At 36.0% G+C, this 12,461-nt stretch carries 14 protein-coding genes; all 14 read right to left on the bottom strand.

Annotated elements, in window-relative coordinates; translation table 11 throughout:
• Positions 1-13 precede the first annotated feature (13 nt).
• The 14 genes from AC23ME_RS11455 to gyrA all read right to left on the bottom strand — a co-directional run bounded on the left by AC23ME_RS11455 (position 14) and on the right by gyrA (position 12,244).
• Positions 14-1,096: a hypothetical protein gene (locus AC23ME_RS11455; RefSeq protein ID WP_487727907.1), complete on the bottom strand. Its 1,083-nt coding sequence runs from the start codon at positions 1,094-1,096 to the stop codon at positions 14-16.
• 26 nt (positions 1,097-1,122) lie between these two features.
• Entirely contained in the window at positions 1,123-1,686 is a 564-nt protein-coding gene (locus AC23ME_RS11450) for a hypothetical protein (RefSeq protein WP_487727906.1), read from the bottom strand.
• Between the two features lie 196 nt (positions 1,687-1,882).
• Positions 1,883-2,329 (bottom strand): hypothetical protein, encoded by a 447-nt coding sequence (locus tag AC23ME_RS11445; protein ID WP_487727905.1) that lies wholly within the window; start codon positions 2,327-2,329, stop codon positions 1,883-1,885.
• Positions 2,329-2,790, bottom strand: a complete 462-nt coding sequence (locus AC23ME_RS11440; RefSeq protein WP_487727904.1) for a hypothetical protein — start codon at positions 2,788-2,790, stop codon at positions 2,329-2,331. The genes AC23ME_RS11445 and AC23ME_RS11440 overlap by 1 nt, the downstream gene beginning before the upstream one ends.
• Positions 2,791-3,067: 277 nt before the next feature.
• Positions 3,068-3,448 carry a hypothetical protein gene (locus AC23ME_RS11435; RefSeq protein ID WP_487727903.1) on the bottom strand — a complete coding sequence of 127 codons (381 nt, stop codon included), beginning with the start codon at positions 3,446-3,448 and terminating at the stop codon, positions 3,068-3,070.
• Positions 3,449-3,475: 27 nt separating this feature from the next.
• Positions 3,476-3,922 carry a hypothetical protein gene (locus AC23ME_RS11430; RefSeq protein WP_487727902.1) on the bottom strand — a complete coding sequence of 149 codons (447 nt, stop codon included), beginning with the start codon at positions 3,920-3,922 and terminating at the stop codon, positions 3,476-3,478.
• Between the two features lie 50 nt (positions 3,923-3,972).
• Positions 3,973-4,938 (bottom strand): hypothetical protein, encoded by a 966-nt coding sequence (locus tag AC23ME_RS11425; protein WP_487727901.1) that lies wholly within the window; start codon positions 4,936-4,938, stop codon positions 3,973-3,975.
• A 337-nt stretch (positions 4,939-5,275) separates the two neighbouring features.
• Complete coding sequence (locus AC23ME_RS11420; protein WP_487727900.1) at positions 5,276-5,407, bottom strand: hypothetical protein; 132 nt, start codon at positions 5,405-5,407, stop codon at positions 5,276-5,278.
• Between the two features lie 467 nt (positions 5,408-5,874).
• Positions 5,875-6,105, bottom strand: a complete 231-nt coding sequence (locus AC23ME_RS11415; RefSeq protein ID WP_487727899.1) for a hypothetical protein — start codon at positions 6,103-6,105, stop codon at positions 5,875-5,877.
• Positions 6,089-6,304, bottom strand: a complete 216-nt coding sequence (locus AC23ME_RS11410; protein WP_487727898.1) for a hypothetical protein — start codon at positions 6,302-6,304, stop codon at positions 6,089-6,091. The genes AC23ME_RS11415 and AC23ME_RS11410 overlap by 17 nt, the downstream gene beginning before the upstream one ends.
• A gap of 423 nt (positions 6,305-6,727) precedes the next feature.
• Positions 6,728-7,084 carry a hypothetical protein gene (locus tag AC23ME_RS11405; RefSeq protein ID WP_487727897.1) on the bottom strand — a complete coding sequence of 119 codons (357 nt, stop codon included), beginning with the start codon at positions 7,082-7,084 and terminating at the stop codon, positions 6,728-6,730.
• Between the two features lie 208 nt (positions 7,085-7,292).
• Entirely contained in the window at positions 7,293-8,432 is a 1,140-nt protein-coding gene (locus tag AC23ME_RS11400; RefSeq protein WP_487727896.1) for a tetratricopeptide repeat protein, read from the bottom strand.
• 87 nt (positions 8,433-8,519) lie between these two features.
• The gene (locus tag AC23ME_RS11395; protein ID WP_487727895.1) at positions 8,520-9,602 is read right to left on the bottom strand and encodes a tetratricopeptide repeat protein; all 1,083 of its coding nucleotides are present in this window, start codon (positions 9,600-9,602) and stop codon (positions 8,520-8,522) included.
• A 98-nt stretch (positions 9,603-9,700) separates the two neighbouring features.
• Positions 9,701-12,244, bottom strand: a complete 2,544-nt coding sequence (gene gyrA / locus AC23ME_RS11390; RefSeq protein WP_487727894.1) for a DNA gyrase subunit A — start codon at positions 12,242-12,244, stop codon at positions 9,701-9,703.
• Between the last annotated feature and the right edge of the window lie 217 nt (positions 12,245-12,461).

Here is a 12,461-nt window from a genome sequence, read left to right as displayed (position 1 = left end):
AAGTATTTAAGTTTTACCATGATGTTAAAGCTGTGCGCTTCCACGTATTAGTAGCCACACAGACATAGATGTAATCAGAGGTATATCGAATTTCGCCCGTAGTACCCACATCAGATGCACTGGAAGGAGCAGTGTTTAACGCAAAAAGAGAATATTTTATAGCCCGAACCTGCTCTTTTGATATCCTAAATGCGTGGACTGTAGAGGCATGGTCCCAAGAACGGAAACCTTGATCATTTATAAAGAAATCATGATAAGGAATGCCATCAACAGAATTGTACGACATATGATAAATAATCCTTGACGACTGTCTGGCAATGCAAGTAGGGTTTAGACCACCTACCATAAATCCAGTACTAAAAAGTAATGGAGGCATATTTTCAATAGTATCTACATATTGAAAATTTAAATACTTAATTCTCTTTCCAAGCCTTCCGAAAAAAAAACGCAAATCGGCAACATCGGTAACTAAATAGTAAGCCGACTTAGCAGGTTCGATGACGTCTGTATCAGATATGAAACTTCTTACATCATCAACAAGCGCTATAGTACCGCTTTTATTTGGCAATGAAAGTGTTCTGTTACCTGTAAGACCTAACGTCTTTAAAATCGTTTTAAATCCGTTACTTTCATTCTGATAGTCAGCCTTACGAACAAAGCCAGAAACATCAACAACTGGTGCACCAATACCCGCATCATTAACAAGAACAAAACCAATCAACGCTGCATCAGAGGGTATAGATGGCATCTGTGCAGTTGCAGCCTCAGCGCCATCAATTCGAATTATCTGTGATAACGTGTTACCGTACCATACAACGTAGCGAAGCATACCAGCGGATGAGTTCAAAACAACAGAACCAGCATAATCAGCCATAAAAGTATGACCGCTAATCCTGTATGCAGCTGTACTTATTGTGACGTTATTACCAACAATGGAAATTAAACCACCAGCGGTCAACTCGTTTGGAAGTGGAGAAAATATCTCCCGAAGCTTATTCTTTATCAAGCTCCAACTAAATTTTTTATCATCCCCTATATTGGCACCACTAGTGCCCGTAAGGGTGTCACCATCAGCTATATTGTTAGCTAGCGGCAACTGATATTGTTTAATATCTGCCATAACTAAGGAATTGAGATTATATTACCTGCATTGTCTGTCAATTTATACCCTTCGTTGGTAACGATATTATGCAAGATTGTTTCTATTGGAACACCAACCTCATAACCGATAAATGAAACCAACATAGAGCTAAAAGGATTTTGACCTCCACCTATCGAATTAATAGTAGTCTTATGCATGCTATCAGCAAAGCCGACATAACTACTATGTGCACTGTTCCCTCTTGTTGAACCGTCAGAACGGTTAAAGGTGGTCAACATTGCAACCTGCACACCGCTATCGTTTAACCCACAACCACCAGCATTATTAGTGTTGGTATCAGATTTAGCCATGTGGGAATAAGTTATCTTAAACTCGCCAAAAAAACGACCTCCAAAATTCAAACTAGAATGACTATCCCAATTGAAACCTATTTCCCAAGTTCGGGTAATTAAGACAAGGTTTGACAAGCCCAAACCAACAGCAAGCTTAAATAGCTCGGGCTTGTTAAGTTTTCTAAGTTCTAACAACTGTTCATTAGCAACAGAACCATCTCCGTTACTTTTTTGAAATGCTATTCCACCCATAAAAATTAATAGGAAGTTTAGTAAAGAGAAAGTATATAATTGAAATCAATCAATTACCACCTTTTACGCCTAAATGGTAAATGCTTAATAGAAGTCTTATAAAAAGGCTTCCTTTTTCTAATTACCCGAGCTTCCAGCTCCGCAACTCTTTGCTGCAAAGATTTTCTTTTTCTTGATCTAAAACTGTAGTAACCCATTATATTAAATCGATTTTAAAGCCTATGAAGGTAAAGTAAAAGTCATACTTATTAGACTGTTGTGTAACCTCAAGGTTATCGAATAATTCAATACTATCCGATGCCTCATTAATTAAGTTCTCCTTTTCGATAATACGTGTAATGTACTTATCATAAGGAGTATGATTTAAGTAACTACGATATTTTATCTGAATTTTTTCGGGTGCTAAAGGCGCATCATTAGGGTTAATACATAACTGTAACCTACCATAGAAAAGGCTGTTATTTAAACCGTAATCTAGCTTTAGATTTTCACCGTGATTATTACTACCAACCGTAAAAGAATATGGTTTAATAGATTTAACCTTTTTTTGCGCATAGTGCGCAGCCATAAACTCTAAGATAAAGTCTAAGTTCTCAATGTGTAACTTACCGTAATCCTTAATACTTTGCTCTAATAAGGTCATTACTTGATATTATTAAATTGATAAAGTGAAGTATCCCAAAGCTTTTTATACTGGCTAGTGCTTAATTCATATCTAAGACAAGCAAATAAATCACCTTCCGCTACTACAATTCCAAAGAACCGCAGTTGTCTAACACCATAAAATAAGTAGATAGCACCAAGTTGATTTGGACCAATGCCAGGAGAAAGAATGTCAAATATTGTGGAGGTATTTGTACCCATATGGGTCATAGCCTCAAACAACTGCTGCGCCTTTGACTGATTAATAGAGTTCATCTGCGATTTTACGCCAGCACTGTTCTTAATCTTTGAATTAGCATCGTTGTAAGTCGCCTCAGCAGTTTCTTTATCCTTATTTGAAACAACACCAGTAATAGAATTAGCAATAGCCATTAAAGGCTTAATGAAGATAAAAAGTAACAGGAGAGCAATATAAGGAACGTATTTTTCTAAAGTCCTCATAGTTATTTTGAGTAAAAATCGATTATACCGTATTTTCTTAGTTTAACCCTAATCTTGTAGTCTTTTGAGTTTAATGCTCTTAAAAGGGCTGTATTTGCGTTAAAAGAACCAACGTAATTTTTTAGGGTTTTTGCAGTGACGAAAAACCGCCTAGAACGGTAAAATAGATTAAATCGTGTATAAGGTTGAAAGACAATTCTAAAGTGCCTATCAAAAGTATTTATAAAATCATACATAGCTAAACAAAAAACGAAAGTACCCTATTTGGGTACTTTCGTTAATCGTCCTCATATTCCTGTTCGACAGGTGGCGGAGGGTTAAGATAATTTTGAATTTTAGGTTGTACCCAAACAAAAAGAGCCGAAATAAGGTAACGAACCCACCACTTCTCAGCCATTCGAACAAGTTTATGCTCTACTTTTTCGTTAGGAACATCTCTCAATTGAGAGGTGAGACTTTCTTTTTCTGCGTCCGTTTTAGCATTGTCAAATGCTTTTTCAATACGTGCGTTTTCCTCTTTAACCTTATCAATTTCTTCTACCTCGTCAAGTGCTCTCATGTAAGATTGAGCAGATTGTGACTGTAGGTCAATTGATGATTTTTCAGACATAGGTGCGAAACGCTCCGCAAGTTGATGTAAGGCTTCGTAAGCTCTCATATAAAAGGTTTTAAGTAAATTATTTTGTTATTTTTTATTCAGCAGCATCAAAGCACCAAGCCCAAGTAAACCAAACATTAGCATGTTGTTATTTATTGGGTTTTGCTGGTTATTTACATCTGCTGAATACTTACCGTTTTTGGTATCTAAGTTAAGATTGATGTTAAACGGGTTTTGTGAGGTGCTTGCCAGCTTTTGGGGTGTAATAGTTACAGGGTTGAGTGTCGTAGGGTCTGCCCCATTAGGAAAGACAGCGGATTTATTAGGATAACCTGTGTCGTCTATAATATTATCGACAGTAGGCGACTTACTCTCTATCTGCTGCGATACTGGCTCTGTATCCTTTTTACTTGTAAGGTTATCGAATGCCTTACTTGCTACACCTCCAACTATTGGCACAGTAGATAGGGCAGCCGAACCAACAGATTTTAAGACACTACCCGCACCCTTAACAAGCTTTTTAAAAAAACTCATTTCTTTATTTTAAGAGTTGGATAAAGAATAAGTTAAATTAAAATTTACTACTAAAGGGTAACAGGCAGCTTAGATAAATTCTGCTCGTAATGTTTAGCTTCCATTTGCTGCGCTCTTTGGATAATCTCTAAGCTAGTATCGAATTTCCTATAAAGTAAGAAATTCCTAGATGAATTAACCTTTGAGCCATCGAATGAGATATCAATAGTTGCTGCGTCAATCTCTTCCTCATCAAGGATAACAAAAGACTGTGGGTTTGCAGGGGTGTAACTATCTGTAACCACACCAGTCGTACGGTCATAAGGCTTATTATAAGGCTCATTTCCATACAGCAGCATATTTCTAGCTACCAAATCGGGCAAATTAAATGTTTGGTCGAAACGGTCTGAAGAGATACGGACGTTTTGTACAATCTGCAACGTTTCGTCACTATCCTCAAAGTTTAACAACCTGATACTTGTTACATTATCACCGAGGTTAAAAGTATCAGTAGTAGTACCAGCTTGGATAGTTTCGGTAAATAACTGATAAATACCTACCTCTTTACCAATACTAAACGCTGGTTTAATATCGATATAGCATGATGTACTGTCTAAAGTAGCAGTTTGAAAAGCATTTCTACCAATTGTACACTCAATGAAAATTTCGTCAGTACCCTTTAAATTTTGGTGGTTACCCAAACCAACAAAAAGGGTGCGGATATTTTTATGCTTAGTCTCTGCCGTTGGTCTTACAAAGTCAGTACCTAAGAGCCAATTTTTGCCGCCACTCATTTGTGAGTGAAAACCACCAAGCAAACCTAAGTTTGTATTAAATAATTGGTAGGTTTTACCATCCCTTTTCAAGGTAGCCAAGATGTTAACCTGTGAAGCGTCAAAATCTAAACCTGTACCGTACTGCGTTTTCTTGATAAGATAGTTGTTAGCGGCAGCAGTCAAGAGAACGGTCAAATAAAAACCGTTTATTGTATTGTTAGTAATAGACTGGTTCCTTGTTTCGTCTAATCTGATAATCATATTTAAATGATTGAAATTCCATAAAGAGAAAGGCAAAAGAAAACATATTATATCCTATAATATTTAAACTTATAATTAGGGTAACAGCTAGATGCTTGATAATGGAAACCATTATAATTAATATAGTAAGCAAAAGTAACCCTGTATTTTATATAGTCTTTAGTATGAGATAAATAAATAGCTTCCTCATAGCAGTTATTAAGAATATCAAAAAAGGCTTCTTTTTGCTTTTTAGAATAAACATAAACCTCAATTGTTACTGATGTAGGACGTTTAAACATTTTTCCCATAACTTTTATTTAAAAGCATTTGTTAAAGACAAGTTTAGAACTAAAGCCTATTTTTTTAGCTTTTCTTCAATTTTGCTATACAAATCTTGAAGTGGTGCAGGTAACTTATCCTTAAAGAAATAACCTGCTACTGCAGCTATGGCAGCATACATTAACCAATTTGTTTTTCTACCGAACATATTCTATTTTTTAATGAATTTGTCATATGCTAAATAAGCACCACCCAGCATTAAAATAGTGGTTAGTGTCTTAGCTTTTTTTCTATGATTGCTAGCTGTACGCCTAGCGCTTCTAAGTTTCTTTTTTACCCCAAAAGAAACCCCTCTAAAACGACGTCTAAAACGAGAAAATCGAGCCATAAAAGTTATAGATATTTTTAAAGTGAAGAATGATGTAAGTTGATGAATAGTCCCATTGGTGGGATACTTTGGCATATGTTATAAACTTATGCCTTTTGATGAATGGTAAAGAAAAGTTTTAAATTGATGAAAGGTCAGAGTGTTAATCTAGTGATTTTTTTAACTCGGTTTCGTGGAGGTTTCCAAGTCGGTTGACTAGAGTATACCAATTGCCGTTTTGACCTCTTAGAGCGGCTGAAATCGCGTACTTTAAACCATTAAATACAACCCTATCACCTACTTTAAATTTAAACGGCTTTTTCATGTTGTGAAGCATCAAATTTTGAGTTCCCTAAGTCCTTCTCAATCAAGTTTCGGATGTGTTCGTCTACGGTAATACCAGCATAGGTACAATTGACATTTAATGTTAAGTAAGTGTCAGCATCCATGTAAACACGAACAATTTTCGGGTTTTCAAATACGGTTCTTTTAAGTCTAAGTTGACCAACAGAGGTAAGTTTTTTAGCTGTTTTTGACATTGTAAGATTTTTTTACACGCCTTTTGGATAGCCAAGATTTAAGCAGTTTAAACGCTTCTACAACGACTACGGACAATATAGAAGTAGCACCGCTAATAATAAGCTTTTTTGCATCTCCGTCCGTTGGGATAGTTTCTAGTGCAGCGGCACTAGTACCAGTCGCTACTAGCAGGTTAACGCCTGCGCCTTGTAAAGACATAGTTTGTTTGTAATTGAGTTAATTAAGGTCAGAAACTAGTTTACATTCTTGATACCAGTCTTCCCTATCATGTTTATGAACAATAGTATGATGAAAATCATACTCACATATAAAAGGATTACTGTTTATAGAAACAATGTGTATAAATGCTGGATATTTACAACATATACGCCACACATGGTCACCACCAAGAAATTTAAAAGCTACTCCTACGGGAATTTCATATAGTTTCATAAAGTTAAGTTAAATGATTAAAAGCCAGCACAGAAACCGACACTTTATTTCTGTCTTTACGCATCGGTTTTAGCGAAAACGAGGGCGTCGCGCAGATTAAAAATCCCGCACTTCACTAGCTAAAGAATTGTTTTTTTGGTAAAAGAACCAACCTGTAAGCGGCTCTTAGGATCGTAATAATTGCAGTACCTAAAATCCGTAAATTCTCGTAGGATGAACAGTCGGAACTTGTAAAGGTTTCTTACGTTCCTGTACTTTACGAAGCGGTCTGCCCTTAGTTTTACGAGACAGTTGTATGTTCTCATGATTAGGGCTTTTATACTGCATAGTAGTTTTAAAATTAGGCTTCTCTTTTCCTACGGGTTCAACAACGTAGCGAAGTACTTCTATAGCCTTTTTATAATTTCTCCACCTCTGCTCGGTCTGCTTCTTTACCTTTTCAGAAATACGAAGCTGGTGAGAGGGTTGGGTTAAAGACTTCTCAAGTAGAGAAAGGTAAGTTAAAAATCGCTGCTTTTGCGATTTATTGAAAGTCTGTGCTCTCATAAGTGCATTAAGTTAAGTTATTAAAAAAATAACCGACAAAATACACTAAGTCGGAATTATAAATTCTTTTTTCGGAAGTGACAGAATTTATAATTCCTGTACCCTCCTATTTTTCAAAGAGTTAAGAGGTGAAAAACGCAAGAGATACTATTTACATTATGTTAAGTTGTGTCTTATTACCTCTATTTGGACCACATCATTTCAATAATTAAAATTCGTTGAGTTTACGCTTAAGCTCCTGTACCTTATCTAGCCTGTTCTTTCTAGTGTAGATATCAATTAACAGCTTGATCGTATTTCTATGATTAATATTGATATCATGAGCTCTCAATAAAGAATACTCAGCTCTGTTCATATTAGCTACAAATTTTTTGTTATCCTTTTGCTTTAGCGCTTCATTAGCATTTTCAATGTATGCTACAGCCAGCTGATACAGCGCATCAAAATAGTTGTAATCTACCTCTAATGCTCTTTGGTAGGATAATTCTGCTGTACTTATATTTTTAGCTTGGTTTTGTTGTAAATAGCCATACAGGAAAAACAATAACTTACTTCTCTTATCAGTTTTTAGCGAGGCTTCTACCGCTTTATTTGCTTTTTCGTACTGTTCGGTATCGAGTAAAATATTGATATAATCATTAGTAAGTAATGGATGATATGCATTTAATGCTAATCCTTCCTCTAATATTTTGATAGCCAATTCGTTTTCAAACTTTGACGCGTAAATATTGGCAATGCTCTGGTACAAACTTGGATTTTTAGCTCCATTATTTTTTGCTCTTAAAAAATACTCGAGTGCTTGATTATATTGTTGCAGATTTTGGGCACAAATTGCGGTATTTGTAGCTAAAAGCGTATCTGTAGGTAAGAAATCACTTACATCTTTCAGTAATTCATAAGCTGTTGCAAAGTCATTTTGTCGAAAAGCCTCCGCTCCTTTACGCTGTCTTTTAACGTGAATATTGTGATCTGACGCTTTAATCAGCTCAGTGTTTGACTGGAATTTATCTAACTTAATAGCTTGTGCAAGTGCATCTTGAGCGAATTGAAAGTACTTATCTGCATTTGCTTCATTTTCATCAATCAAAGCAATATAAGAACACATATATGCTTTAATAGCCCAAGTTTCTGGCCAGTTTTTTGTTTTTTTATCCTTTTCAGCGAGTTCTATCGCTTTAATCCCCTCTCCTATGATGGTTAACTGCTTTTTAACGTCAGCTTTTTCTGCAATGCTGTTCTGCAGTTTTGCTAAACTATTATTGGCAATCTTTACTTGCGATCCTTGAGCAAATACAAAATTGCTGGTTGCAAGTAGGAAGAAAATGTTAAAGAATATCTTACGCATCATCAAAAAGCTTTATACAAAGTAAATAAAAAAGGGAGACAAAGTTTAATTATCCCCCTTTTTTATATGGTTACAGATTGTTAATCAATATTAATTTTTTGGAAGAGCATCTAAAATTTTTTTAGTTTCTTCGTAACTTTTAGTATCATTTTTGAAAGCGTAAATCTGTTTTAATGCTTCTAAAGTGTGAACAGCTTTCGGATCTAATTCTTGTGCCTTTTTGTAGAAAGGTAATGATTTGTCAATTAATGCTGTCATTTTAGCCGTTACCGCATTATATTCCTTCACTTTTTTAGCGTCGATTTTTTGTCTTTCAGCTTGTACAGCTAGTGCTTGCTTGTAGTAAGTTTCACCTAACAAAAAGTGATAAATTGCTTTATTTGGATCTTTCGCTACTAATTTCCCTAAAGACTCTTGAGATTTCTCAATTTCACCTCTAATGATATAGATATCTGTTTGAGTACCTACAAAATCAGGATCGTCTGGAAATTTCTTTAACGCTTGATCGATAGTTGCCATAGCAGCAGTGGTATCTTTCAAGTTTCCTAGCTCTATATTCACAGTTTCCATCATTAAGTTTTTAGCATCTGGTGTGTTAAATTCAATCACTTTTTTAAAGTTTTTAACCGCACCAGCATAGTTGCCTGACTGCTTAGCTGCAACACCAGCATTCAAAAACATTGAAGTATCACTCGGGTTCTTTTCGGTGATTTCTGTAAAGATTTTAAAAGCGGTAGCAAAATCTTTTCTATTGTAAGCTTTTATCGCCCTAGTTTGTACTGCATTGGCAATATTGATTTTCGCATTAGCAATATTATCCTTTTGATCACCTTTTTTATCTAACTCTTCAGCCTTAACTATTGCTTCTTCTGCAATTTTTTGTTTTGCTACAGAATTAGCATCACTCAAAGTGTCTAACAAAGCTACTGCAGAAGCCATTGACGCTCTTAACGCCCAAGGCTCAACTGTATTTTTCGTTTTCTCATGTGCAATTGCTAAATCTGTATGTCCTATACCTTTGTTAAGGTTTTCAAGGTTTTTCTTAAGAGATTGTGCGCTGTTCATGGCTTGAAACAAATCCCAAGATTTTTTAGCTTCTGCTACTTCTGATTTTTGGGCATAAGCAGCTACCGATAAACTTAAGATACCTACGCTTAAAATTAACTTTTTCATTTACTTATAAATTTATTGTTCTTAAACGGTAAAATCCATCATGATATTATTTTTAGTTACCACGATGGACTTAATTTTAAATTTAGTTAATATTTGTTTTATTCTTCTGAAGCATTTTCTTGTGTGTCAGCTTCGTTAGTATTTTCTTCACCGCCAGTTGCTTGATCTAAGTTTTCTTCTTCCTCATCTTCGTGGTCAATTCTAGCAACAGAAGCAATTTCGTCATTACCTTTTAAGCTAATTAACCTCACTCCTTGCGTAGCTCTACCCATTACTCTCAACTCGCTTACTGCAATTCTAATTACAATACCCGATTTGTTGATGATCATTAAGTCGTCTGCGTCAGTAACGTTTTTAATTGCTACAAGTTGACCAGTTTTATCTGTAACGTTGATGGTTTTAACACCTTTACCACCACGGTTAGTTACACGGTAATCTTCAATGTCAGTACGTTTTCCGTAACCTTTTTCAGAAACTACCAAAATGGTTGCATCACTACTGTCTACAGCAATCATGCCAACAACCTCATCTTTATCGTGACCTAATGTTACACCACGCACACCAGTTGCAGTTCTACCCATTGGTCTAACTGTTTTCTCGTTAAATCGAATTGCTCTACCAGAACGTAAAGCCATTACAATTTCGCTGCTTCCAGTAGTTAAGCTAGCTTCTAATAACTGATCGCCTTCGTTAATGTTAATTGCATTGATACCGTTAACACGTGGACGAGAATAAGCCTCTAGAGAAGTTTTCTTTATGGTACCTTTTTTAGTACACATAATGATGAAGTTATTCTCTAAATATTCTTGATCTTTTAAGTTCTTAACCTTAATATAAGCTTTAACTTTTTCTTCTTTAGGGATATTGATGATGTTCTGTAAAGCACGTCCTTTACTTTGACGCGTACCTTCAGGAATTTCGTAAACCCTTAACCAGAAACATCTACCAGCTTCTGTAAAGAACAACATATAATTGTGGTTAGTGGCTACCAATAAGTGCTCTATAAAATCTTCATTTCTAGAGTTACTACCTTTAGAACCTTTACCACCTCTACCCTGTGTACGATATTCTGTAGCAGGCGTACGTTTAATATATCCTTCGTGAGAAATGGTAATTACAACTTCTTCGTCTTCGATGAAGTCTTCCATGCTCATATCGTCTGCCGAGTGAATGATTGTAGTTCTACGCTCATCACCATATTTATCTAAAATCTCGGTCAATTCATCCTTAATGATTTTCATACGAAGACCTTCATCTGCTAATACAGATTTCAACCATTCGATAGTTTTCATTAATTCAGCATATTCCTCTTTGATCTTATCACGCTCTAGTCCTGTTAACCTACGTAAGGTCATATCAAGAATAGCACGAGCTTGGATATCAGATAATCCGAATTTCTCCATTAAGCCAACTCTAGCTTCTTCTGGAGTGTTAGATGCACGGATTAACTTAATTACTTCCTCAATGTGATCTAAAGCAATTAAATAACCTTCTAAAATGTGAGCACGTTTCTCAGCTTCTGCCAATTCGTAACGAGTACGACGGATAACCACATCATGCCTGTGCTCAACAAAGTGATGAATAAGATCTTTAAGGTTTAACAACTGCGGACGACCGTTTACCAACGCAATGTTATTTACACTGAATGAGGTTTGTAGCGCAGTTTGCTTAAATAGATTGTTTAGAACGATGTTTGCGTTTGCATCACGTTTAATTTCATAAACAATACGGATACCATCTTTATTAGACTCATCTTTAATGTTCGAAATTCCTTCAATTTTTTTCTCACCAACTAATTCAGCAGTACGCTCAATCATCATGGCTTTATTAACCTGATAAGGAATTTCTGTAACGATAATTACCTCGCGGTCGTTGATATTTTCGATTTCGGCTTTGGCACGCATTACAATACGACCTCTACCTGTTTCAAATGCTTCTTGTACACCAGAATAACCATAAATAATGGCTCCCGTAGGGAAATCTGGCGCTTTAATGAACTTCATCAACTCCGCAATAGTAATTTCTCTATTGTCGATATAATTGATAGTTGCATTAATTACCTCGGTTAAGTTGTGTGGCGCCATGTTAGTGGCCATACCTACTGCAATACCCGAAGATCCGTTAACTAAAAGATTCGGAACTTTTGCTGGCAATACCGTTGGCTCTGTTAACGAGTCGTCAAAATTGTTTTGAAAGTCTACCGTATCTTTATTGATATCGGCCAACATTTCTTCTGCCATTTTCTGGAAACGAGCCTCGGTATAACGCATTGCTGCCGGCGAGTCGCCGTCAATAGATCCGTAGTTACCTTGTCCGTCTACCATCATGTAACGCAAGCTCCAAGGTTGGGCCATACGCACCATGGTCATATATACAGATGAATCTCCGTGAGGGTGATACTTACCTAGAACCTCACCCACAATACGTGCCGATTTTTTGTATGGTTTACCAGCACCTACACCTAGGTCTTGCATACCATAAAGTACCCTACGGTGCACAGGTTTTAAACCGTCACGCACATCAGGTAATGCCCTACTCACAATTACCGACATCGAATAATCGATATAAGCAGTTCGCATCTGCTCATCGATATTAATGGGGATAATTTTATCGTCCTCTTGATTTTCTAAATCTTCTGCCATAAGTTTTTTGTGTTTTGCATTTGGATTAATGTGTAAAGCATTTTATCGCTATTCGCTAACCGCCAACTGCAAGATTATTATGTTTTATTATAACCTTGCGAATTTAGCAAAATAAGCTACACTTTAAAGCCCATTGTGGAAAAGTTTTAGGAATGCTATAAATGTTACAAAATATAGCTCTGAGATTGAATTAAACCACACATATACAGATTTTATT

The organism is Pedobacter sp. T50_32 (assembly GCF_057652195.1).
Note: the sequence above shows the minus strand (reverse complement) of the source record. Positions and strands in the feature narration are given on the sequence as shown.

What these genes read in the sequence shown, in the direction of transcription:
- AC23ME_RS11440 (WP_487727904.1), bottom strand. Translation starts at nt 2,790, where the DNA reads ATGAGGACTTTAGAAAAATACGTTCCTTATATTGCTCTCCTGTTACTT.
- AC23ME_RS11420 (WP_487727900.1), bottom strand. Translation starts at nt 5,407, where the DNA reads ATGTTCGGTAGAAAAACAAATTGGTTAATGTATGCTGCCATAGCTGCA.
- AC23ME_RS11450 (WP_487727906.1), bottom strand. Translation starts at nt 1,686, where the DNA reads ATGGGTGGAATAGCATTTCAAAAAAGTAACGGAGATGGTTCTGTTGCT.
- AC23ME_RS11435 (WP_487727903.1), bottom strand. Translation starts at nt 3,448, where the DNA reads ATGAGAGCTTACGAAGCCTTACATCAACTTGCGGAGCGTTTCGCACCT.
- AC23ME_RS11395 (WP_487727895.1), bottom strand. Translation starts at nt 9,602, where the DNA reads ATGAAAAAGTTAATTTTAAGCGTAGGTATCTTAAGTTTATCGGTAGCT.
- AC23ME_RS11415 (WP_487727899.1), bottom strand. Translation starts at nt 6,105, where the DNA reads ATGTCAAAAACAGCTAAAAAACTTACCTCTGTTGGTCAACTTAGACTT.
- AC23ME_RS11425 (WP_487727901.1), bottom strand. Translation starts at nt 4,938, where the DNA reads ATGATTATCAGATTAGACGAAACAAGGAACCAGTCTATTACTAACAAT.
- AC23ME_RS11445 (WP_487727905.1), bottom strand. Translation starts at nt 2,329, where the DNA reads ATGACCTTATTAGAGCAAAGTATTAAGGATTACGGTAAGTTACACATT.
- AC23ME_RS11400 (WP_487727896.1), bottom strand. Translation starts at nt 8,432, where the DNA reads ATGATGCGTAAGATATTCTTTAACATTTTCTTCCTACTTGCAACCAGC.
- AC23ME_RS11410 (WP_487727898.1), bottom strand. Translation starts at nt 6,304, where the DNA reads ATGTCTTTACAAGGCGCAGGCGTTAACCTGCTAGTAGCGACTGGTACT.
- gyrA (WP_487727894.1), bottom strand. Translation starts at nt 12,244, where the DNA reads ATGGCAGAAGATTTAGAAAATCAAGAGGACGATAAAATTATCCCCATT.
- AC23ME_RS11430 (WP_487727902.1), bottom strand. Translation starts at nt 3,922, where the DNA reads ATGAGTTTTTTTAAAAAGCTTGTTAAGGGTGCGGGTAGTGTCTTAAAA.
- AC23ME_RS11405 (WP_487727897.1), bottom strand. Translation starts at nt 7,084, where the DNA reads ATGAGAGCACAGACTTTCAATAAATCGCAAAAGCAGCGATTTTTAACT.